This is a genomic window from Corallococcus sp. 4LFB (genome assembly GCF_046520365.1).
Lineage (GTDB): Bacteria > Myxococcota > Myxococcia > Myxococcales > Myxococcaceae > Corallococcus > Corallococcus caeni.
This window is the reverse complement of record NZ_JBKGHJ010000085.1, coordinates 1-21,389: the sequence shown is the minus strand read 5'-3', so window position 1 is coordinate 21,389 and position 21,389 is coordinate 1. Positions and strand designations below refer to the sequence as shown.

The 21,389-nt window shown below is 71.6% G+C and carries 23 protein-coding genes and 2 pseudogenes; 15 read left to right on the top strand and 10 right to left on the bottom strand.

The window, feature by feature from the left end; genetic code table 11:
- Nucleotides 1-465, top strand: a pseudogene (locus ACLEQD_RS12235) (hypothetical protein); the annotation flags it as partial.
- 59 nt (nt 466-524) lie between these two features.
- Entirely contained in the window at nt 525-734 is a 210-nt protein-coding gene (locus tag ACLEQD_RS12230) for a hypothetical protein (protein WP_410383752.1), read from the top strand.
- Between the two features lie 4 nt (nt 735-738).
- Here the strand turns inward: ACLEQD_RS12230 and ACLEQD_RS12225 are convergent, their stop codons facing one another.
- Nucleotides 739-1,335 (bottom strand): CDP-alcohol phosphatidyltransferase family protein, encoded by a 597-nt coding sequence (locus tag ACLEQD_RS12225; protein WP_410383750.1) that lies wholly within the window; start codon nt 1,333-1,335, stop codon nt 739-741.
- 187 nt (nt 1,336-1,522) lie between these two features.
- Here ACLEQD_RS12225 and ACLEQD_RS12220 point away from each other — a divergent pair, with 187 nt between their 5' ends.
- From ACLEQD_RS12220 to ACLEQD_RS12200, 5 genes are all read left to right on the top strand, one after another.
- Complete coding sequence (locus ACLEQD_RS12220) at nt 1,523-2,413, top strand: DUF4846 domain-containing protein (protein ID WP_410383754.1); 891 nt, start codon at nt 1,523-1,525, stop codon at nt 2,411-2,413.
- Nucleotides 2,414-2,672: 259 nt separating this feature from the next.
- On the top strand, nt 2,673-6,092 hold the full coding sequence (locus ACLEQD_RS12215; RefSeq protein WP_410383748.1) for a PAS domain-containing protein: 3,420 nt from the start codon (nt 2,673-2,675) through the stop codon (nt 6,090-6,092).
- Nucleotides 6,089-6,553, top strand: coding sequence for a response regulator (locus tag ACLEQD_RS12210; protein ID WP_410383747.1), 465 nt, complete (start codon nt 6,089-6,091; stop codon nt 6,551-6,553). Before ACLEQD_RS12215 ends, ACLEQD_RS12210 begins: the two co-directional genes overlap by 4 nt.
- Nucleotides 6,550-7,461 (top strand): PAS domain-containing protein, encoded by a 912-nt coding sequence (locus tag ACLEQD_RS12205; RefSeq protein WP_410383745.1) that lies wholly within the window; start codon nt 6,550-6,552, stop codon nt 7,459-7,461. Before ACLEQD_RS12210 ends, ACLEQD_RS12205 begins: the two co-directional genes overlap by 4 nt.
- Nucleotides 7,356-8,120, top strand: coding sequence for a sensor histidine kinase (locus ACLEQD_RS12200; protein WP_410383743.1), 765 nt, complete (start codon nt 7,356-7,358; stop codon nt 8,118-8,120). Before ACLEQD_RS12205 ends, ACLEQD_RS12200 begins: the two co-directional genes overlap by 106 nt.
- A 6-nt stretch (nt 8,121-8,126) precedes the next feature.
- On the opposite strand, the gene yidD is transcribed toward ACLEQD_RS12200, so the two are convergent.
- Both yidD and ACLEQD_RS12190 read right to left on the bottom strand, forming a co-directional pair.
- Entirely contained in the window at nt 8,127-8,483 is a 357-nt protein-coding gene (gene yidD, locus ACLEQD_RS12195) for a membrane protein insertion efficiency factor YidD (RefSeq protein ID WP_410383741.1), read from the bottom strand.
- Nucleotides 8,480-8,713, bottom strand: coding sequence for a DUF4177 domain-containing protein (locus ACLEQD_RS12190; protein ID WP_410383739.1), 234 nt, complete (start codon nt 8,711-8,713; stop codon nt 8,480-8,482). The genes yidD and ACLEQD_RS12190 overlap by 4 nt, the downstream gene beginning before the upstream one ends.
- Nucleotides 8,714-8,897: 184 nt before the next feature.
- Here ACLEQD_RS12190 and ACLEQD_RS12185 point away from each other — a divergent pair, with 184 nt between their 5' ends.
- The 6 genes and pseudogenes from ACLEQD_RS12185 to ACLEQD_RS12160 all read left to right on the top strand — a co-directional run bounded on the left by ACLEQD_RS12185 (nt 8,898) and on the right by ACLEQD_RS12160 (nt 13,299).
- Nucleotides 8,898-9,509 (top strand): EcsC family protein, encoded by a 612-nt coding sequence (locus ACLEQD_RS12185; protein ID WP_410383737.1) that lies wholly within the window; start codon nt 8,898-8,900, stop codon nt 9,507-9,509.
- 119 nt (nt 9,510-9,628) lie between these two features.
- On the top strand, nt 9,629-10,279 hold the full coding sequence (locus tag ACLEQD_RS12180) for an EcsC family protein (protein ID WP_410383735.1): 651 nt from the start codon (nt 9,629-9,631) through the stop codon (nt 10,277-10,279).
- Nucleotides 10,280-10,335: 56 nt separating this feature from the next.
- Nucleotides 10,336-10,911 (top strand): annotated as a pseudogene (locus tag ACLEQD_RS12175) (extracellular solute-binding protein); the annotation flags it as partial.
- Nucleotides 10,893-11,618, top strand: coding sequence for an extracellular solute-binding protein (locus ACLEQD_RS12170; RefSeq protein ID WP_410383733.1), 726 nt, complete (start codon nt 10,893-10,895; stop codon nt 11,616-11,618). The pseudogene ACLEQD_RS12175 and the gene ACLEQD_RS12170, both read left to right, overlap by 19 nt.
- Complete coding sequence (locus tag ACLEQD_RS12165; protein ID WP_410383731.1) at nt 11,615-12,493, top strand: carbohydrate ABC transporter permease; 879 nt, start codon at nt 11,615-11,617, stop codon at nt 12,491-12,493. Before ACLEQD_RS12170 ends, ACLEQD_RS12165 begins: the two co-directional genes overlap by 4 nt.
- Nucleotides 12,490-13,299, top strand: a complete 810-nt coding sequence (locus tag ACLEQD_RS12160) for a carbohydrate ABC transporter permease (protein WP_014392992.1) — start codon at nt 12,490-12,492, stop codon at nt 13,297-13,299. Before ACLEQD_RS12165 ends, ACLEQD_RS12160 begins: the two co-directional genes overlap by 4 nt.
- Before the next feature lie 8 nt (nt 13,300-13,307).
- On the opposite strand, the gene ACLEQD_RS12155 is transcribed toward ACLEQD_RS12160, so the two are convergent.
- The 6 genes from ACLEQD_RS12155 to ACLEQD_RS12130 all read right to left on the bottom strand — a co-directional run bounded on the left by ACLEQD_RS12155 (nt 13,308) and on the right by ACLEQD_RS12130 (nt 17,468).
- A complete protein-coding gene (locus ACLEQD_RS12155) occupies nt 13,308-13,625 on the bottom strand; it encodes a type II toxin-antitoxin system RelE/ParE family toxin (protein WP_410383729.1) in 318 nt (105 codons plus the stop codon).
- A gap of 15 nt (nt 13,626-13,640) precedes the next feature.
- On the bottom strand, nt 13,641-13,895 hold the full coding sequence (locus ACLEQD_RS12150) for an addiction module protein (protein WP_410383727.1): 255 nt from the start codon (nt 13,893-13,895) through the stop codon (nt 13,641-13,643).
- Nucleotides 13,896-13,961: 66 nt separating this feature from the next.
- Entirely contained in the window at nt 13,962-14,618 is a 657-nt protein-coding gene (locus ACLEQD_RS12145) for an NAD(P)H-binding protein (protein ID WP_410383725.1), read from the bottom strand.
- A 113-nt stretch (nt 14,619-14,731) separates the two neighbouring features.
- Nucleotides 14,732-15,919 carry a phospholipase D-like domain-containing protein gene (locus ACLEQD_RS12140; protein WP_410383723.1) on the bottom strand — a complete coding sequence of 396 codons (1,188 nt, stop codon included), beginning with the start codon at nt 15,917-15,919 and terminating at the stop codon, nt 14,732-14,734.
- A 162-nt stretch (nt 15,920-16,081) separates the two neighbouring features.
- On the bottom strand, nt 16,082-16,810 hold the full coding sequence (locus tag ACLEQD_RS12135; RefSeq protein WP_410383721.1) for a PH domain-containing protein: 729 nt from the start codon (nt 16,808-16,810) through the stop codon (nt 16,082-16,084).
- On the bottom strand, nt 16,800-17,468 hold the full coding sequence (locus ACLEQD_RS12130) for a hypothetical protein (RefSeq protein ID WP_410383719.1): 669 nt from the start codon (nt 17,466-17,468) through the stop codon (nt 16,800-16,802). Before ACLEQD_RS12130 ends, ACLEQD_RS12135 begins: the two co-directional genes overlap by 11 nt.
- 160 nt (nt 17,469-17,628) lie before the next feature.
- Here ACLEQD_RS12130 and ACLEQD_RS12125 point away from each other — a divergent pair, with 160 nt between their 5' ends.
- Complete coding sequence (locus ACLEQD_RS12125; RefSeq protein WP_410383717.1) at nt 17,629-18,951, top strand: hypothetical protein; 1,323 nt, start codon at nt 17,629-17,631, stop codon at nt 18,949-18,951.
- 10 nt (nt 18,952-18,961) lie between these two features.
- Here ACLEQD_RS12125 and gor read toward each other — a convergent pair whose 3' ends face one another.
- On the bottom strand, nt 18,962-20,392 hold the full coding sequence (gene gor / locus ACLEQD_RS12120) for a glutathione-disulfide reductase (RefSeq protein WP_410383715.1): 1,431 nt from the start codon (nt 20,390-20,392) through the stop codon (nt 18,962-18,964).
- A gap of 254 nt (nt 20,393-20,646) precedes the next feature.
- On the opposite strand from gor, the gene ACLEQD_RS12115 reads away from it, so the two are divergent.
- A partial coding sequence (locus tag ACLEQD_RS12115) for a serine/threonine-protein kinase (RefSeq protein ID WP_410383713.1) occupies nt 20,647-21,389 on the top strand: 743 nt, incomplete at its 3' end.

Sequence of the window (21,389 nt, the reverse complement as noted above, 5' to 3'; positions counted from 1 at the left end):
GACAGGGGGCTCCGGGGACGCCCCGGCTTCGGATCCGAACAGCCCCAGCGCGGAGCCGAACCCGGAGGAGGAGGGGCGCACGACGCCTCCCAACCCGGGCATGGATCCGAACGCGGGCACGGGGGGCACGGGCAACTCGGGCACGGGGGCCCCGCCGCCGCGAAGCCTCCGGCCTCCACCGCCTCGCAGGGCGTCGCGGTGGTGGATGCCATCTACCGGGGCACGGTGCGCTCGGTGTCCTCGAAGGAGGTCGTCATCGACAACGAGGGCTCGCGCCTGCCGCTGGAGATTGGCGCCCAGACGCGCATCGTCCGCGACGGCGAGGACATTGGCGTGACGCAGCTCAAGGAGGGCGAGCGGGTGCGCGCCACCGTGAACCTGGTGGGCCGCAGCCACACCCGGGAGATCTCCGTGCTGACCGGCGCCGAGGCCCGCCGCGACGCGGAAGCCCAGCGCCGCCGGTGACAGGGACCTTGCGTCAGCCGCATGGCTCCGCCCGCGTCTCCCGGACGGAGGTTTTCACCATGACGGTCTACGACCGATACCGCACCCTGTTGCACAAGTTGGCCCTCGTCCGCGCCCGCGCGCCGGGGGGAGATTCGCCGGAAGCGGACGCGCTGCTCGACGCGATGGACGAGGTCTGGGACGCCCTGTCCGACGGCGAGCGCGCCGCCATGGAGCGCGAACGCGCCCGGCTGGCCGTGGCTCCCCTCGCGCGCGCCGTGCCCGCGTGACGTGTCACTCCCGCACGGACCCCACGGGCGCACCCGCCGGCCCGTGGGGAAGGCGCGAGGACGGCCGGGAGGGCGGCAGCCCCCGGCGCTGGCGCCACACCGCCCGCGTGTAGTCCACCACCGACGCCAGCGACAGCAGCGCGACGAGCGCCACGAGCGGACGCACCAGCGGTGGGTAGAGCAGCACGCACAACAACACCGCGAGCTGCAGCGCCGTGACGAGCTTGCCCAGCATCCGCGCCTTGAGCTCGATGGCCCGCATGTCCGGCCGCAGCCTCGCGACGATGAAGCCGATGGCCGTGCCGATGTCGCGCAGCAGCAGCAGCGTCAGCTCCACCGGCCCGATGAGCCCGTCCAGCAGACACACGATGAAGGCCGTCACCATGAAGGCGCGGTCCGCCACCGGGTCGATGAGCGCGCCCAGGCGCGTGGCCAGTCCCCGGTGCCGGGCAATCCAGCCGTCCAGGAAGTCCGTCGCCGCCGCCAGCACCACCAGCAAGGCCCGCAGGCGCAGGTCCGACACCGCGATGAACACCGCGGCGAGCGGCAGTCGCGTCAGGGACAGCGTATTGAGCAGCACGAGGCTTGCCCGACGGTGCATGACCTTCAAAAGGTAGTGCTCGGCACCCGGGACGCACCTGTCCGGCATGGCGAGCGTGCAGCGAAGGACTCCCCCGGTGCCCCAGCGGATCCGCGCCCGGATGGGAACCCGCGGCCCCGCGTGCGGTGTCCCAGGGCCATGCCCGGGATTTCCCCGGCCCGTCCCCCTGGAGTCCCCCGTGAACGCGATGGGCCCTTGCCGCCCCCTGCTGGTCCTGGCCACCCTGGCCGCCGTCGCGCTGCCCCTGGCGAGCTGTGAGGCGGCCGGACGGGCGAAGGTCGCGCCTCACGCCCCCACGGAGGAGGAGCGGACGCGCTACCCGTGGCTGACGGCCACCGCGAAGGTGCGCGCGCTGGAGGAGACGTTCGCGCCGCCGGAGGGCTACACGCGCGTGCCCCTGGAGGCGGGCTCCTTTGGCGCGTGGCTGCGCGGCCTGCCCCTGCGGCCCGAGGGCACCCCCGTGCGCGACTTCCAGGGCGGCACGGTGCTGGAGGCCTCCGACGCCCGGCTCGCGGCGGTGGGGGAGCTGGACGTGGGCAGCGCCAACCTCCAGCAGTGCGCGGACTCCATCCTGCGCCTCCACGCCGAATGGCGCTGGGCGTCCGGCCATCCGGAGCGCATCGCCTACCGCTTCACCAGCGGCCACCTGGCGTCCTGGCCCCGGTACGCGGCCGGGGAGCGGGCGCGTGTCTCCGGCGCGAAGGTGACGTGGGTGCCGGGCAGCGCGGCGGACAGCTCGCGCGCGGCGTTCCGGCGCTACCTGGACCTGCTCTTCACCTACGCGGGCACCCTGTCCCTCCAGGCGGAGGGCGCGCGGCCCTCACGGGAGCAGCTGCGCCCCGGGGACTTCTTCGTCCTGGGCGGCAGCCCCGGCCACACCGTGCTCGTGCTGGACGTGGCCTCCAACGCGAAGGGGGAGCGGGTGGCGCTGGTGGGCCAGGGCTTCACCCCCGCGCAGGACTTCCACGTGCTGGCGGGGGAGGACGGGCCCTGGTTCTCCCTGGAGGGGGACCGCGTGGCGACGCCCTTCTGGGTGCCCTTCCCCATGACGTCGCTGCGCCGCCTGCCGTCGCCGTGACGCGCGTGAAACATGAAACATGAAAAGGGCCGCGGCCTGGCGGGCGCCTTCCTGGTGTGTCCCCGGGCAGACGGGGAGGCGGCAATCGTAGGGGGTCCACAGGGTTCTGCTGGAATCGCCGGGGGGGAGGAGGCAGGTTGCGGCGCGGAGTGTTGTCCTGCCGTCAACGGGGACGCTCCGAAGCCGGGCGCGTCCTTCCCCCGCGTGCCTGCAAGCAGCCTAAAGGGAAGGGGAGCCCGCTCCCCGAGCCTCCATCATCATGCCCTCCGCCGCCGTGCCCCTGCCCATGTCCTCCCAAAGGGCCAGCATCCTCATCGTCGACGACACGCCCGGGCACCTGCTGGCGCTGGAGGGCATCCTCACGCCGCTGGGGCAGCGGCTGGTGCGGGCCACCTCCGGACGCGAGGCCCTGCGGCGCGTGCTGGACGAGGACTTCGCCGCCGTCCTGATGGACATGAACCTGGGCGACATGACGGGGGTGGAGGTGCTGGGCCTGCTGCGCGAGCGCGAGCGCAGCCGGCGCACGCCCGTGCTGCTCATGACCGCGGGCGACGGCGACGAGAAGGAGTGGCTGGCCGCGTACGCGCACGGCGCGGTGGACTACCTGCGCAAGCCGCTGCGGCCTGAAATCCTGCTGGCGAAGGTGTCGATGTTCGTGGAGCTGTACCTGGCGCGCGAGGCCGTGCAGCTGCGCGAGGAGTCGCTGCGCGAGCGCGAGCGCCACGCCCTGGAGGCCGTCCACCGCGAGCGGCTGCACGCGTTCTTGATGCAGGCCCCGGTGGGCATCTCCATCACGCGGGGGCCGGACTTCGTCTTCGAGCTGGCGAACCCGTACTACGAGCTGCTGGTGGGCCGGCGGGTGGCGCCGGGCCGGGCGCTGCTGGAGGTGTTCCCGGAGATGGCCGCGCAGCCGGAGGTCCTGGAGGTGCTGCGCGGCGTGGTGCGCACGAAGCAGCCCTTCGTGCGGCCGGAGTTCGAGGTGAAGCTGGAGCGCGACGGCCAGCCGGACTCCGTCTTCTTCAACGTCATCTACCACCCCATGGTGGAGCTGGACGGCACCGCGTCCGGCATCATCACCCTGGCCACCGACGTGACGGAGTTCGTGCGCGCGCGCCGCCACACGGAGGCGCTCACGCAGGACCTGCGCCGGCAGCAGGCCGCGCTGGCGGACAGCGAGCAGCGCCTGCGCCTGGCGCTGACCGCCACCGCGCTGGGCACCTTCGACATGGACATCGTGACGGGCGAGTTCAAGTGGGACGCGCGCTGCAAGGCCCTCTTCGGCGTGCCGCCCGACGCGGAGTCGTCCTACGAGCTGTTCCTCGCGGGCCTGCACCCGGAGGACCGGGACGCCGTGCAGCGCGCGGTGGCGCTCAGCTGGGACCCCACCGGCAGGGGCGACTACGACGTGGCCTACCGCACCGTGGGGCTGAAGGACGGCGTGGAGCGCTGGGTGCGCGCCACGGGCCGCACGTACTTCCAGGACGACAAGCCGGTGCGCTTCGTGGGCACCGTGCAGGACATCACCGCGCGCAAGCGCGCCGACGCGGAGCGGGCCCGGCTGATGGCGGGCGAGCTGCGCCGCACCGAGCAGCTGCGCGGCCTGTCGCGCGCGAGCCTGGCGCTCAACGCGGCCGGCAGCGTGCCGGCCATCCTGGAGCTGGTGACGCTCAAGGCGCGCAAGCTGATTGGCGCGAACCAGTCCTCGGTGCAGGTGGTGGACGGCCGCGACGCGCAGCCGCTCGCCGCGCTGTCGGCGGTGGAGCACGAGCCGCTGGCGCCGGGCGCCGCCGAGGTGGTGGTGGACGAGCGCGGCCTCTTCGCGCGGGTGTACCAGGAGAACCGGCCGCTGCGCCTGACGCGAGAGGAGCTGCGCAAGCACGCGGCCTACGCCGAGGCGCCCCCCGCGCCCGCGCCCGCGCTGCCCCTGAAGGGCTTCCTGGCGGTGCCGCTGGTGGGACACGAGGGCCGCAACCTGGGCCTGTTGCACGTGTCCGACAAGGTGGAGGGCGACTTCGACGCGGAGGACGAGACGGTCGCCGTGCAGCTGGCGCAGATGGCCAGCGTGGCGCTGGAGAACGCGCGCCTCTACGAGACGGCGCAGGCGGAGCGGCGCAACCTGTTCGCGGTGCTCAAGCAGCTGCCCGCCGCCATCACCGTGCTGCGCGGGCCGGAGCTCATCTTCGAGATGGCCAACGACCTGCGCCTGAAGCTCACCGGCTCCCGGCCGCTCCTGGGGCTGCCCGTGCGCCAGGCGCTGCCGGAGCTGCAGGACCAGGGGCAGGTGGAGCAACTGGAGCACGTCTACCGCACCGGACAGACCTACCAGGGCCGCGAGGTCCTCATGCGGCTGAGCCGCGACGTGGGCCAGGACGCGCCGGAGGGCTACTTCAACCTCACCTTCCAGCCGCTGCGCAACGCGGAGGGCAAGGTGGACGGCATCGTGTCCGTCACGTGGGAGGTGACGGAGCAGGTGCTGGCGCGCCGGCGCATCGAGGCGCTGGCCGCGGAGCTGAAGGAGCGCGAGCAGCAGTTCCGCACGCTGGCGGACTCCATCCCGCAGCTGGCGTGGATGGCGGAGCCGGACGGGCGCCTCTTCTGGTTCAACCAGCGCTGGTACGACTACACCGGGACGACGGCGGCGCAGGTGGGGGAGAAGGACTGGAACGACCTCATCGACCCGGAGGACGCCGCGCGCGTGCAGGAGCACTTCAGCGAGGCCCTGCGCGAGGGGACGCTGTGGGAGGACCAGTTCCGGCTGCGCCGCGCGGACGGCAGCTACCGCTGGTTCCTGTCGCGCGCCATGCCCGTGCGGGACGGCGAGGGGCGCATCGCCCGCTGGTTCGGCACCAACACGGACATCGACGACGAGCGCCGCACGCTGGAGAGCCTCAAGCAGGCGGAGGAGGAGATCCGCCACCTGAACACCGGCCTGGAGCGGCGCGTGCGCGAGCGCACCGCCCAGCTCCAGGAGGCGAACAAGGAGCTGGAGTCCTTCAGCTACTCCGTGTCGCACGACCTGCGCGCGCCCCTGCGCCACATCACCGGCTTCGCGCAGTTGCTGGAGCGGCGGGCCGGGGCGAAGCTGGACGACGTGGCGAAGGGCTACCTCACCACCATCGCGGGCGCGGCGAAGCAGGGCGGCACGCTGGTGGACGACCTGCTCGCGTTCAGCCGCATGGGCCGGGCGGAGCTGCGCCAGTCGCGGGTGGACCTGGGCCAGCTGGTGGAGGAGGCCCGGCGCGACCTGATGCCGGAGACCACCGGGCGGCAGGTGGAGTGGCGGGTGGGGAGCCTGCCCACGGTGGAGGGGGACCCGGCGCTGCTGCGGCAGGTCATCCACAACCTGCTGGCCAACGCGCTGAAGTACACGCGTCCGAAGCCGGAGGCCTCCATCGAGGTGGGGGCGCGCGAGACGGACGGCGAGGTCACCGTCTGGGTGCGCGACAACGGCGTGGGCTTCGAGATGCAGTACGTGGACAAGCTGTTCGGCGTCTTCCAGCGCCTGCACACGGCCGAGGAGTTCGAGGGCACCGGCATCGGGCTCGCGAACGTGCGGCGCATCGTGTCGCGCCATGGCGGACGGACCTGGGCGGAGGGCGCCGTGGGGCAGGGCGCGACCTTCACCTTCACCCTGCCCCGGACTTCCCTGGCGGAGAAGAAAGAAGAGACGCACGCGTGATCGACCTGAAGCGAATCCTCCTGGTGGAAGACAGCGCCAACGACGTGGCGCTCACGCTGGCGGCGCTGGAAGAGGTGCACCTGGCCAATGAGGTCGTGGTGGTGCGCGACGGGCAGCAGGCGCTGGACTACCTCTTCCGCAAGGGCGAGTACGCGAACCGGCAGGACGGCCACCCGGCGGTGGTGCTGCTGGACCTGAAGCTGCCGAAGGTGGACGGGCTGGAGGTGCTGGAGAAGGTGAAGGGCGCCCCGGAGCTGAAGGCGGTGCCGGTGGTGATGCTCACCTCGTCGCGCGAGGAGCGGGACCTGGCGCGCAGCTACGGCCTGGGGGTGAACGCCTACGTGGTGAAGCCCGTGGCCTTCCCGGACTTCGTGTCCGCGCTGCGCGAGCTGGGGCTGTTCTGGGCGGTGGTGAACCAGCCGCCGCCGGGCTCGCCCGGCGTACCCGGAGCCTCGAAATGAGCGGACGCGGCAATGCCGCGCGGGACCTGGCGCCCCTGCCTTCGACGGACCGGCCGTTGTCCATCCTCCTCTTGGAGGACAGCCCGCTGGACGCGCAGCTGGTGGCCGCGCAGCTGGAGGAGGGCGGACTGCCCTCGACGCTGGAGTGCGTGCAGGGCCGTGCGGCCTTCGTCGCGGCGCTGGAGAAGGGCAGGTACGACCTCATCCTGTCGGACTACAACGTGCCGGGCTTCGACGGGATGAGCGCGCTGGAGGCGGCGCAGGCCGTGTGTCCGGACACGCCGTTCCTCTTCGTGTCCGGCGCGCTGGGCGAGGACCGCGCCATCGAGCTGCTCAAGCGCGGCGCCACGGACTACGTGCTCAAGGACCGGCTGGAGCGGCTGGGCCCCAGCGTGCGGCGGGCGCTGCGCGAGGCGGAGGGGGTGCGGCTGCGCAAGCGCACGGAGGAGGCGCTGCGCCAGTCCGAGGAGCGCTACCAGCTGGTGGCGCACGCCAGCTTCGACGCCATCTGGGACCTGGACCTCCAGACGGACGCGATGCACTGGATTGGCGACGCGACGGAGGAGGTCTTCGGCTTCCCCGTGGAGGAGGTGGGCGCGGACGCGGCGTGGTGGCGCCGGCACATCCACGGCGAGGACCGCGAGCGCGTGCTGGCGGGGCTGCAGCGGGCCTTCGAGTCGGACGAAGACCGGTGGCAGGACGAGTACCGCGTGCTGCGCAAGGACGGCGAGTACGCGTACGTGGCGGCGCAGGGCTCCATCCTGCGCGGGCGAGCGGGGAGGCGCGGCGCATCGTGGGCGCCATGCGCGACATCACGGAGCGGCGGCGGGCGGAGGAGGAGCGGCAGAAGCTGGTGCACGAGGCGCAGGCGCGGGTGGAGTTCGAGCAGCAGCTCATTGGCATCGTGAGCCACGACCTGCGCAACCCCTTGAGCGCCATCCTCACCGGCGCGTCGCTGATGCTGAGGCGCGACGACATCCAGCCCTGGCACGCGAAGGCGGCGGCGCGCATCCTGTCCGCGTCGGAGCGGGCCACGCGGATGATCCGCGACCTGCTGGACTTCACGCAGGCGCGCATGGGCGGCGGCATCCCGGTGCACGCGGCGCCGTGTGACTTCCACGCGCTCACGTTGCAGGTGGTGGAGGAGGCGCGCACGGCGCACCCGGAGCGCACGCTCCAGATGGAGCAGGTGGGGGACGGGCAGGGGGCGTGGGACTCCGACCGGATGGCGCAGGTGCTGTCCAACATCCTGGGCAACGCGCTGAAGTACAGCCCGGAGGACACGCCGGTGCGCGTGGAGAGCCGGGGCGAGCCGGACGCCATCGTGGTGCACGTGCGCAACCAGGGCGACCCCATCCCCCCGGAGATGCTGCCGCGCATCTTCGAGCCGCTCCAGCGCGGGACGACGGTGGGCCGCTCCGAGCGCAGCATCGGGCTGGGGCTCTACATCGTGCGGCAGCTGGTGCTGGCGCACGGCGGGACGGTGGACGCGCAGTCGTCCGCGGCGGAGGGCACGGTGTTCACCGTGCGCCTGCCGCGCGTGCCCGTGCGGGACACGGTTGCGTAGCGCGTCTCAGGGCAGGTCGGTCCCGCCGAGGAACAGCACGTCGTTGCAGCGCTGGATGCGGGCCCAGGTCCGGAGGCCTCCGCGCCAGAGGCCGTACTTCTGGAGGGACTGGAGCCCGTACATCGAGCACGTGGGCGTGTAGATGCACTGGCGCTTCCAGCGGTGGGGCACCGCGTGGCGGTACAGCAGCACGAGCCCCACCGCGACGAGGCACAGCGGGTTGAGCCACCAGGGCAGGCGCGCGGGATGGGGCGCGGGCGCGGCCTGGAGCTCGCGGGCCTCCTCGGGGAACAGGGCGAGCGCGGAGTAGGGGTTGCCCTCCCAGGGCGGCGGTTCAGCCCGCGGGGGGAGGCCGGGGCTCATCCCTGCTTCATCCGCTCGAAGACGCACACCAGCCACGAGCCCGTCGCGGTGCCGCAGCCCTTGGTCGCGGTGACGGCGCGGTACTCGCTGGAGTGCAGCTTCCAGCCCTGCGCGGCGTAGTTGTTGAGGAACTTCGCGAAGTCGCCGCAGCGCTTGGGGCTCCAGCCCGAGTCCGTGGCGTTGCAGCCGGGGGCGGGCGGGACAAAGGCATCCACGTGATACTCGTACATCCAGGGCTCCTTCGGGGTGTCTGGGATTGGCGGCGGATGCTTGGCGAAGGCCCACCGCGTGGCGAGAGGTCATGCTCCCCGCCACGCGTGGGGCCTGGCCATACCTCTTGCAGGGGATGGCAGGAGCGTCAGTGCCAGGGCAGGCTCATGTGCGGACATCGTGGATGCGATGAGGGAGGGGCACATGTCGAAGTTCCTGGAGGTCGTCAACACGGTCCTGGATGCGGGCCTCAATGGGTTGGGGCCGCTGACGGGCGCGAAGGAGCTGGCGGACGAATACCTTCAGGATTCCCGATACGCCGACGACGAAGCGCGCATCGACTCGTTGATCAATTGGGAGTCCAGCAAGAACTTCGCGAGTGGGTTCGTGCTCGGCTTGGGCGGTCTGATGGCGCTGCCCGTGACGATTCCTACGTCGCTCGGCGCATCGTGGGCAGTACAGGCGCGACTGGTGGGGGCCATCGCGCACATCCAGGGTCACGACGTGACGGAGGACCGGGTGCGGACGCTGATCCTGCTCTCCATCCTGGGAGATGCCGGGAAGGAGGTGGTGAAGGAGGCGGGCGTGAAGGTGGGCAACAAGCTGGGGATGAAGGCGGTGGAGGCCATTCCGGGCCGGGTCCTCATCGAGATCAACAAGCTGGTCGGGTTCCGGCTCATCACCAAGGCGGGCGAGAAGGGCATCATCAATCTCATCAAGCTGGTGCCGGTGGCGGGAGGCCTGGTCGGTGGCACCATCGACACGGTGGTGTGCCGCAAGGTGGGGGCCGCAGCGCGAAAGAACTTCGCGCCGTAGGGCAGGCTGCCTTGCACGCCTGGCGGACGGCCAGGAGTCTGGAGTGAAGACTCCGGGACCACGGAGCCAGGGCTTTCGACAGGTAGGATGGGCGGCGGCCCCAAGTGGAAGGTGGACGCATGTCGAAGCCGCTGGAAGTCGTGAACGCCGTCCTGGATGCGGGCTTCGAGGGCCTGGGGCCGCTGTGCAGCGCGACGGGGCTGGCGGACGAGTACCTGGCGGACGCGCGCTACGCGAACCACGAGGCGCGCATCGACTCGCTCATCCACTGGGAGACGGGGAAGCTGTTCACCACGGGCTTCCTGTCCGGGCTGGGCGGCCTGCTCACGTTGCCGGTGTCACTGCCCGCGGGCCTGGGCGTGTCGTGGGCGGTGCAGGCGCGGCTGGTGGGCGCCATCGCGCGCATCCACGGGCATGACGTGGAGGAGGACCGCGTGCGGACCCTCACGCTGCTGGCCATCGTGGGGGACATCGGCAAGGAAGTGGTGAAGCAGGCCGGCATCGAGGTCAGCCAGCAGCTGGGCATGCGCGCGCTGGAGGCCGTGCCGAAGCACGCGCTCAGTAGCATCAACCGCGCGGTGGGCTTCCGGCTGGTGAGCAAGGCGTCGCAGAAGGGCGTCGTGAACCTGTCCAAGGTGGTGCCGCTGGGCGGTGGGCTGGTGGGCGGCGCGGTGGATGCGCTCGCGTGCCGCGCGGTGGGGGCGACGGCCCGGAGGCTGTTCTCGCCGGGGCCGGTCTCCGTGCCGGTGCCGGGCATGTCACCTGGATGACCGGGCGCGGGGCTTGTCGTTGACGCCAGGCCTTCGCGCTGGAGTCATCCGGGCGCATGGGCCGACTCCTCGTCCTCCTCGTCGCGCTGGGCCTCGGTGTGGGTGGGTGCCGGCGCTCGTCCGAGCAGGCGGGCACCGGGGGCCGCACGCGCATCGTCTTCAAGTTCCAGCCGCTGTGGGGTGACCCGAAGCCGTTCCGGGAGCTGCTGGCGCAGTACGAGCGCGCCAACCCGGACGTGGAGCTGGTGACGGAGGCGCTGCCAAACTCGTCGGACCTGGCGCACCAGTTCTTCCTCACGTCGTTGCAGGGCGGGGCCACGGACTTCGACGTGCTGGTGGCGGACGTCGTCTGGGTGCCGGAGTTCGCTCGCGCGGGCTGGGTGGCGGACCTGTCCGAGGACTTCCCTCCCGCGCGCCTGCGCGAGGAGTTCCTGCCCGGGCCGGTGGACGCCGTCGTGATGAACGACCGCACGTACGCGGTGCCCTGGTACGTGGACGTGGGCGTCCTCTACTACCGCACGGACCTGGTGCCTCGCGCGCCGCGCACCTACGAGGAGCTGCGGCGCTTCACCCGCGACGCGATGGCGAAGGCGCCCGGCATCCAGGGCTACGTGTGGCAGGGCCGGCAATACGAAGGCCTGACCTGCAACGTGTACGAGGCGCTGTGGGGCCACGGCGGCAGTCGCTGGGGCCGGACGGGCGCGTGCTCCTGGAGACGGAGCCCGCGCGCGAGGCGCTGGCGTACCTGCACGGGCTCATCGCGGATGGACTGTCCCCCCAGACGGTCACGGGCTTCGGCGAGGAGGAGTCGCGGCGCGTGTTCCAGGAGGGCCGCGCGGTGTTCATGCGCAACTGGCCCTACGCGTGGAGCGAGGCGCAGGCGGAGGGCTCGCCCATCCGCGGCAAGGTGGGCATCGCGCCGCTGCCGACGAAGGATGGACAGCCGGGGTGGGGGACGCTGGGCGGATGGCAGCTGGCGGTGAACGCGCACGTGTCGCCCGCGCGCCGCAAGGCCGCTGCCCGGCTCATCGCGCACCTGACGTCACCGGAGGCGAACCGCGTGCTGGCGCTGCACTACGCGCGCAACCCGCCCCGGCTGGCGCTGTATGACGACCCGGAGCTGCGCGCCGAGCAGCCCTTCATCGCGAGCCTGAAGGAGGCGCTGACGCGGGCGCGGCCCCGGCCGGTGACGCCGTACTATCTGCTCATCGCGGACGTGCTCCAGAGCGAGTTCTCCGCCGCCGTGGCGGGCCTTCGCACTCCGGAGGTGGCGCTCACTCGCGCGCAGAAGCAGGTGGATCACCTGACGGGTGAGCAGCCGAAGGAGGAGGCGGAGTGAGGGGCGCGGGTTCGCAGGCGCGGGAGCGGCGGCAGGCGTACCTGCTGGTGGCGCCGGCCGTATTGGTGCTGGCGGTGGTGGCGCTGTACCCGGTGCTGGCGGCGGTGTGGCTGAGCCTGCACCGCTTCATCCTGGTGTTCGGCGAGCGGCGCTTCACGGGGCTGGAGAACTACGCCTACCTGGTGGGGGACGCGCGCTTCTGGTCCGCGCTGGGGAACACGGCGTACTTCACGGCGGTGGCGGTGACGGTGGAGCTGCTGCTCGCGGTGCCGCTGGCGCTGCTGCTCAACCGCGCGTTCCCGGGGCGCGGGTTGCTGCGCGCGTCGGTGCTGGTGCCCTGGGCGATTCCCACGGTGGTGAGCGCCCGGCTGTGGGCGTGGATGTTCAACCCGGACTACGGGCTCATCAACCGGATGCTGGGGGGCGCGGAGGTGAACTGGCTGGGAGCGCCGGGGTATGCGCTGCACGCGGCCATCCTGGTGGACGTGTGGAAGACCACGCCCTTCGTGGCGCTGCTGGTGCTGGCGGGGCTGCAGGGCATTCCGGAGGACCTCTACAAGGCGGCGCGCGTGGACGGCGCGTCGGGGTGGCGGCAGTTCCGGTCCATCACGCTGCCGCTGCTGAGGCCCGCGCTGCTCTTGGCGGTGCTGTTCCGGTCGCTGGACGCGTTCCGCGTGTTCGACGCCATCTACGTGCTGACGGAGGGCGGGCCGGCGAACACGACGGAGACGCTGAGCATCTACGCGTACAAGACGCTGATGCGTTCAGGAGACTTTGGGTACGGCAGCGCGCTGTCGGTGGCGACGTTCCTGTGCGTGGTGCTGCTGGCGGTGGTGTGGCTGCGCTGGCTGGGGCGCGAGGAGGGGCGGCGATGAAGCGGCCGGGGCTGGGCACGGCATTGGCCGTGGTGGCGTTCCTCACGTTCTTCCTGGGGCCGTTCCTGTGGCAGGTGCTGACGAGCCTGTGGCCGGACGGCGAGCTGACCCGGCCGTGGCCTTCGCACCTGACGGGGGCGAACTACGAGAGCGTGTTGTTCGGGCGGCCGTTCCTGTGGGCGGTGTTGAACTCGCTGGTGGTGGCGACGCTGACGACGGTGTTCTGCCTCACGGTGGGCGCGTCCGCGGCGTTCGCGCTGGCGAAGCTGGAGTTCCGGGGGAGGGGGCTCTTGCTGTCCGCGGCGCTGGGCGTGTCGATGTTCCCGCCCATCGCGACGGTGAGCCCGCTGTACCTCATCCTCAACGCGGTGGGCTTGCGGGACAGCCTGGTGGGGCTGGCGCTGCCGTACACGACGTTCGCGCTGCCGCTGACGTTGTGGGTGCTGACGTCGTTCTTCCGCCAGCTGCCGGACGAGCTGTACCGGGCGGCGCGCGTGGACGGGTGCACGCCGGTGGGCGCGTTCCGGAGGGTGCTGTTGCCCCTGGCGGCGCCGGGGCTGGCGACGACGGCCATCCTGGTCTTCATCTTCGCGTGGAACGAGTTCCTCTACGCGCTGACGTTCCTGTCCACGCCGGAGAAGCGCACGGTGCCGGTGGCCATCAGCCTCTTCGCCAGTGAGTACAAGGAGCCGTGGGGGGAGATCGCCGCCGCGTCGGTGGTGGCGACGCTGCCGCTGGTGGTGCTCACGGTGCTGTTCCAGCGGCGCATCGTGTCCGGGCTCACGGCCGGCGCGGTGAAGGAGTAGGCGCGGGCCTACGGGCGGCTTCGGGCGCGGGGCAACCAGTAGTCGGGCCGGCGACGCAGGTGCGCGACGGCGAGCACCACCACGTCCTCGTCGCGAACGAGGTAGGGCAGGGCGAAGGGATGGTCCGGGAGCAAGAAGCGGCGGATGGGCGGCGTGTGGCGGAGACCTGGCCAGAGAGGCCAGCGGTCCGGGTGCGCGTGGATGGCGTCCATCGCTTGATCCATGGCGTCGGAGAAGTGGTCGCCGAGTCCCGCGCGCTGGTTTTCGTACCAGTCGATGACCTCAAGCAGCTCCGGATCGGCAGCGCGGTGCAGTCGGATGCGCATGCGTAGGGGATGCACCTATCGCTGACGCCGCCTCTGCTCGAGCCGCTCCTTCATTCTTTTTCGTACGTCGTCCCAATCGAGGAGCTCCGCCGTGCCATCAAGGACCTCCTGGGCACGGCGGCTGATTTCCTCGCCCCAGGCATTCTCCGCATCCTCTGGAGGACCTTCCCCCAGGCTGTCGAGCAGCTCATGGGCGAGCCGGGCCCGGTCGTCCGGAGAGAGGCGCAGGGCCTGGGCAAGCAGTTCATCTCGGGTCGCCATCTTCCTCATTGTAGCTCCTCCATGCGTCGCGCGCTCGCGCGGCGGAGGAGACTTCCTACCTGAAGGGTCTGACAGCTACCGGCCTACCGCTTCGACCTCCGCCCACAGGCGCTTGCCTTCGAGCGCCGTGTCCAGCGGCGCGCGGCGCTCCGAGATGCGCAGCAGCACCGCGGCCAGCTGGTCCAGGTGCATGGGCTTCAGGTTGCCCAGCAGCGGCAGCTTGCCCAGCGCGTGCAGGATGCCGGGCGGCGCGTGGTATTCGCCCTCCAGCGCGGGCGGGCGCACCATCGTGTAGGGGATGCCGCTCTCGCGGACGATGCGCTCCGCTTCCGCCTTGGCCTTGAGGTACGCGCCCACCGGCCTCCCCGCGCCCACCGACGTGAGCAGCACGAAGTGGTCCACCCCCGCCGCCTTCGCCGCGTCCACCAGCTGCCGCGTGGTGCCGATGTCGCTCGTCTCGTAGGTATCCCCGGCCGCGAAGCGCTTGCGCATCGTGCCGATGAGCTGGAGCACCGTCGTGCTGCCCTTCATCGCCTCCACCAGCGCGGGCCCGTCCGCCAGCTCCAGCACCGCCTTCTTCGGCCAGGTGTTCGCGGGCTCCGTGTTCACGCTCCTGGGGCGCACGTGCGGCGTCACGGACACGCCCCTGGCCAGGGCCTGCCGCATCAACGTGCGGCCCGTCGCGCCCGTGGCGCCCGCGACGAAGAGATGACGAGGAGCTGCGCTGCTCATGGCGATGCCTCCCGGGCCGTGACCTTCCTGGCCCCCGGAGCGCTTCTTGAGCACACGGCCCCACCGCTTGCCCAGTGTTTCCCAGAGCCGGGCGCGAAACCGGACAGCGGCCTTCAGCGCCAGGCGTGCTCGGCCTGGACCTCGCGCGCGTGCGTCAGGTCCTCCAGGAAGATGGCCTCCAGCTGGCGTGTCGCGTCCACGTCCTCCAGCACCAGGGACCCCTCCTCCAGCAGGTTGAACGACAGCGCGTCGTAGTTGATGGACCCCACTAGCACGAGCCGGTCATCCACCAGCATCGTCTTCGCGTGCATCATCGACGGCTGGTACTCCCAGAGCCGCACGCCCGCCGCCCGCAGCGTGTCGTAGGTCTGACGCTGGAGCACCGTGATGGCCCGCTGGTCGTTCTTGTCCCCCGGCGCCAGCACCCGCACGTCCACGCCCGCGCGCGCCTTCTCCACCAGGAGCGCGGTCAGCGCGTCGTTGGGCGTGAAGTACGCCTGCGAAATCCACAGCCGCTTCTTCGCGGCCTTCACCATGAGCTGCGTCAGCCGCTCCGCCCGAGTCACCTCCGGGTTCGCCGTGCTGCTGACGAAGGCCGCCCAGCCTTCGCCCGCGGCGTCCAGGCCGGGCTGCTCCGCGGACAGCGTGGGGAAGTCCGTCTGGGGCAGCAGGGCGCCCGTCGCCTCCTGCCAGTTCTCCGCGAAGGCCTGCTGGAGCTGCGCCACCACCGGGCCCTGGACCCGCACGTTGGTGTCGCGCCACTCCTTCTCGTTGCGCGCGTCACCCAGCCACTCGTCCTGGATGGCGAGCCCGCCGGTGATGGCCACCCGGCCGTCCACCACGAAGATCTTCCGGTGGTTGCGCGCCAGGTTCTCGTCCGCGGGCAGCGGGCGGAACAGGTGCGCTTCGCAGCCAATCGCCTCCAGCCGGGGCTTCACCTCCGCTTCAAAGGGGCCGCTGCCCAGCGGATCCACCAGCACGCGGCATTGCACGTCCGCGCGGTTGCGCTCGGCCAGCGCTTCAATCATCCGGTCGGAGGCCCTGCCCGGCCTCCAGATGAACATCACGATGTTGATGGAGGCGCGGGCCCGGCCGATTTCTTCCACCATCACGTCGAATACGGCGCCGTTGTTCGCCCACCGGATGCGGTTGCGCGGTTGCATCCGCACGCCCGTCGTCTGGTACAGCGCCGATGCGAAGCCCGCCCCACGCGAACCCACCTGCCCCGTGAGCTGGAATGGACGGGACGATTCCTTCGTGCTGCACGCGGACGGACATCCCGCGAGCAGCAACGCCCCCACGACCCCCCAACACCATCGTCCGCCCTTGCCCACGTCCGTTGCCCGCGCCTCCTGATATTCAGGGGTAGGCACCCCCGGGTGACATGTCACCCGTCGGGACAAGAAGAGTGTTCGCTGTCCGCACGGCGTGGGTGTGCGCACCGGGTGGCGAGGTGGGTGCCGTCACGTTCGCGTGCGATGTCGAACTCCCGCGAGGTCCACCCCACGGCCCGCGGCCTGATGCTGCTGCATGAGCGCTCCGCCCACTTCGCCGCGATGGCTCCGGATCCAGGCCGCGAGCCGCTCCGGCTCCGGCACGTTCTTCAGCAGCAGGGGCTTGCTCTCCATCCCTGGCGCTTCCGGCGCGCACGTCACCACCAGCGTTCCCAGTCCCTGGCCGCGCTGGGGGTGCGTGGCGTGCGCGTCGGCATCCCGCACGCGTGAGTACACCAGGACGGAGGTCCAGGCGCCCTCGCCTCGTGCTTCAATCCCCGTGTCCGTGAAGCGCCAGACTGGCCGCTTCCGCCATGACGCGTACAGGATGACCGCCAGCACGACGAAGCCCAGGGAGAAGGCCCCCGCCGCGAGCCGGCCCTTGCCATCCCAGGGCATGAACAGCAGGGTGCTGGCCATCATCACCCACGGCAGGAACTCACGGACCACGCGGCGCGGCGTGTACGGCTTCGATTCCACTTCGAAAGGTGCCGCGAGCACGTCCGGCCGCCGGGACGGCGCTCGCGTGGCCGCCTCCAGTTCCCGCGTCAGCCGGTCCTGCTCCGCCTGGAGCTGCTCCACCCGGGCCTGGAGCGAGGCGAAGCCCGCGGGGAGCGCGGCCTGCTCCTCGCGGAGCGCTCGCTGGACCGCGTCCAGGGCCTGGGCGATGTCGGGATCCACGGCGTGCTCAGCGGACATGGGCGGCCTGCCTGGCGTGCGTTGAGCGTTCCTGGAGCCACGTCGCCAGCCGCTCGGGCGCGTCCAGCAGCTGCAACTCCACGCTCCGGTTCGGATGGCTCAGCGCCCTGCCCACGGAGGTGGGGGCGGACGGCTGGAAGACGACGCGGACGTTGCCGAAGCCATAGCGGCGCTGGAGCCAGCCCTGCGTCACCTCCACCTTCACGAGCTCCGCGTAGCGCACGGGAGGCGCGCCCACCTGGCCCACCTGCGTGAAGCCGTCCTCGCCGAAGTCCCAGGAGGCCCACGCGGCGTCATCGTCCGGCTCCTCCTGGAGCAGGAACAGCACGCCGAAGCACGCGGCCAGCAGGAACAGCATCGCGGCGACGCGCGCCGGCGAGAACACGCTCGAGGTCACCAGCAGCAGGGTCACCATCCAGCCCGTCACCGCCGGCATGGCGCGCAGCGCGTGGCGCATGCGGCCATAGCCCGTCCTCCGGGATGGGATGACGCGGAAGGGAGGTGTCAGCAGGTCCGGCAGCGACGGTTCGGGTTGGATCCGCTCTCCGCGCGCCTCCGCGAGCAGTCCGCGCAGCCGACGGTTCTCCTCCTCCAGGGACGCCCTGCGCGCTTCCAGGCGGGCCTGTTCCTGGGGAATGGCCTCCCGTTGGATGCGCATCGTCTGGAGCTCTGCCTGAAGCCGCTCCAGGGTGTCCCTGGGTGAAGGGGCGGCTGCGGACGAAGTGGTCATTGGCGGCCAGTATAGTCCAGGCCTCGCTGCCTCGGCGCACCGAGGGCGCGTGCTACCGTCACGCTCCGTCGGGACACCGGGAGCGGACATGGCGTTGAGCACGTCGGCGGACTTCAAGACGGACCTGGGCCTGGAGCCCCGGCGGCTGCTGCCCATCGTGTCGCGGCTGGAGGAGTTCGTCCGGCCGTTCTGCGCCGCGCTCGATGCGTTCCACGCGGACTGGAGCGGGTGGGGCGGCAAGGCCACGTACTACTTCACCGGCAAGCAGGCGTGGGTGGACGCGCGCCTGAAGGCGCTCGATGCGGCGGAGCACCTGCTGTACCGGCTGTTCGACCTGGAGCGCGAGCGGCTCGCGAGCTCCAAGGCCTCGCGGCTGCTGCTGATGCGGCTGGCCGTGGAGATCCAGGAGAAGCACATCGAGCTGGTGGACTACGTCCACACGAAGAACCTGCTGCTCTACACGCCGGACCGCGCGACGCTGGGGACCGCGGCCCGGCAGCAGCTGGACGCGGACTGGGACGCGCTGCGCAACGGCACGGGCGCGGTGAAGCTGCCCACCGGCGCGCAGTACGCGCGCGGCCTTCGCGAGGTGCGCGCCATCCACGCCCGGCTGCTGTCGCGCCCGCATGGCCGCGAGTTGATGCGGTGGATCCTCCGGGAGACGCGGGAGGATCCGCAGTGGCCGGTGACGCTGGTGCTGACCCAGGCCTTCACGCCGTCCGCCAACTTCCGGCAGAAGGTGGTGCTCAACAAGCAGCGCCTGACGGCGACGTCCGAGGAGTTCCAGCGGCTGAAGGGCGAGTACGAAGGGATGAGCGAGGAGCTGACCCGCGTGGAGGAGGGCGCGCGGCAGGGCAGTGAAGCCTGGGGCGAGCTGCGCAAGCGCCTGGAGGCGTCGTCGAAGCCCTATGCGGAGCTGAGCACGCGGCGCGACGCCGTGGGCAAGCGCATCGGGAAGCTGGAGGTGGAGCTGAGCTGGTACGACGAGGACGGCCACGGCGAGGACTACCTGCTGAGCGAACCGGCACCCGGGCTCGCGGGCAAGGGCTCCGGCCGCGGCTCCCGGCTCAGCCTGCGCTCCGGGTTGCGCGACAGCACGCAGCGCAACTACTCCCGCGAGCAGCACCCCATCCCCGCGCCGGCGTTCATCGTGTACGGGCACGAGCTCATCCACGTCCTGCAGAACCGCTACCCGACGCGGATGGTGCTGGAGCCCCTGGCGTACTCGCGCGAGCACTCGAAGCACGGCTACAGCAACACCACGGAGCACGAGACCATCCGCGCGCTGCGCAAGCAGCGCACGGCGGAGCACCTGCCCTTCTACGAGAACCAGCTCCGCGAAGAGCACCAGCTCACCCAGCGCAAGCACCACACCGGCACGTCGGCCTTCGAGCTGGGCGAGACGGACTGAAAGCGCCGCGCTACTTGCGCGGCTCCCCCGGCGGCGTGGCCGCCCCCTCGCGCCCCAGCTCCAGCATCGTGGCGCTCTCCTCCGGGTCCGGGCGCTTGTCGCGCATCGTGACGAACTCCTCCGCGGCCGTGGGGTGGATGCCCACGGTGGCGTCGAGCTGCTTCTTCGTCACGCCGCACTTCAGCGCCACCGCGAGCCCCTGGATGATCTCCGGCGCGTCCGCGCCCACCATGTGGAAGCCCAGCACGCGCTCCGTGCCCCGCTCCACCACCACCTTCATCATGGAGCGCTCGTCCCGGCCCGTCAGCGTGTGCTTCATGGGCCGGAAGCTGGAGACGTAGACGTCCACCTTGCCGTGGCGCTCCATGGCCTCGCGCTCCGTGAGCCCCACCGTGCCCACCGGCGGCTGGCTGAAGACCGCGGACGGGACGTTCTCGTGGTCCATCGTCACCGGGTTGTTCCGGTAGAGCGTCTCCACCATCGCCCGTCCTTCCGCGATGGCCACCGGCGTGAGGTTGAGCCGGTCCGTCACGTCCCCCACCGCGTAGATGCTCTCCACCGACGAGCGCGACTGCGCGTCCACCACCACCGCGCCGCGCTCATTCAGCTTCACGCCCGCCTCCTCCAGGCCCAGGCCCTGCGTGTTGGGCACGCGGCCGGTGGAGTACAGCACCGCGTCCACCTCCAGCGTGTCCCCCATGCGCGTCAGCAGGCTGAGCGTGCCGTCCTCGCGCTTCTCGATGTCCTGGACGAACGTCTCCGGGCGGATGTCCACGCCCTTCTTGCGCATCTCCTGCGTCAGCGCCGCGCGGATGTCGTTGTCGAAGCCGCGCAGCACCGTGTCGCCGCGAATCAGCATCGTCACCTTCACGCCCAGCGCCGCGAAGATGCCCGCGAACTCCACGCCGATGTAGCCGCCCCCCACCACCGCCACCCGGCGCGGCAGCGTGGGCAGCTCCAGCGCCTGCTCCGACGTGAGCGCGTGCTCGATGCCCGTCACCTCCGGCAGGTAGGGCCGGCCGCCCGTGGCCACCAGGATGCGCTCCGCCGTGTAGCGCCTGCCCGCGACCTCCACCGTGTGCGCGTCCACCACCCGGCCCCGGCCCTCCACCAGCGTCACGCCCGCGTCGCGCAAGAGCCGGCCGTAGATGCCCGTCAGCCGGTCCAGCTCCTTCGCCTTCACCGCCTGGAGCTTCTTCCAGTCCAGCGCCGGGCCGTTCACCGTCCAGCCGTACCCCGCCGCGTCCTCCAGGTCGTAGCGGTAGTGCGCCGCGTACACGAGCAGCTTCTTGGGCACGCACCCGCGCAGCACGCACGTGCCGCCCACGCGCCCCTCCTCGCAGATGGCCACCTTCGCCCCGGAGGCCCCCGCGCGCCGGCTGGCCGCCACGCCGCCCGACCCCGCGCCCAGTGTGAACAAGTCGAAGTCGTAGCCCGCCATCGGTGTCCTCCCGTCTTCAGAAATGGTGTTTCAGGGCGCCCGAGGGAAGGAGCCCTGCCGGGCCCCGCCCGCCGGGCTGCTCCCCGGGGTCCGAAGCGCCTCCTGCTTCGCCTGCCCCCACGACACATTCAATCCCCTCCCGCACGAGAAGGGGGGATATCCTGACGCGCAGGGCGGCTCCCCCTATGTCTCACCCCCCTTCCTGCCAGACCTCCCCCCGGACGCATGCTCCGGACGCCGACACGTCCCCGGGCATGGATCCGGAAGTGGTGGGACGCCGCTACCGCGTCCTCGACCTGCTGGGACGCGGGGGCGCCGGCACGGTGTGGCGCGCGCAGGACGGCCTGTCTGGCCCCGTGGCCCTCAAGCGGCTGCACAAGACGGTGGCGGACCTGGCGCGGCGCCCGGGCCGGGGCACCCCTTCCGCCTTCGCCACGCAGGGCCTGGCGCTGTCGCTGGCCCACGAGTTCCAGACGCTGGTGTCGCTGCGCCACCCGAACGTCATCCGCGTGCTGGACTACGGGTTCGACGTGGAGGGCCGGCCCTACCTGGCCATGGACCTGCTGGAGGACGCGCGCACGCTGGTGGAGGCCGGCACGGACGCGCCCCTGGCGACGCAGGTGGGGCTGCTCATCCAGACGCTCCACGCGCTCGCGTACCTGCACCGGCGCGGCATCATCCACCGCGACCTGAAGCCCGGGAACGTGCTGGTGGTGCGCGGGCAGGTGAAGGTGCTGGACTTCGGCCTGGCCGTGGGCCGCGACCAGCAGGGCCGCCGCGCGCAGCCCGCGGGCACCCCCGGCTACCTGGCCCCGGAGCTCTTCGAGGACCAGCCCCCTTCGGAGCTGACGGACCTCTTCGGCTTCGGCGCCATGGCGTGCCAGATGTTCTTCGGCCGGCTGCCGCACGCGGGCCAGGTGTTCGCCACGCCGGGCTTCCCGCCCGCGCTCAAGGCGGTGCTGGAGCAGCTGGTGGCGCCAGAGGCCCACCGCCGGCC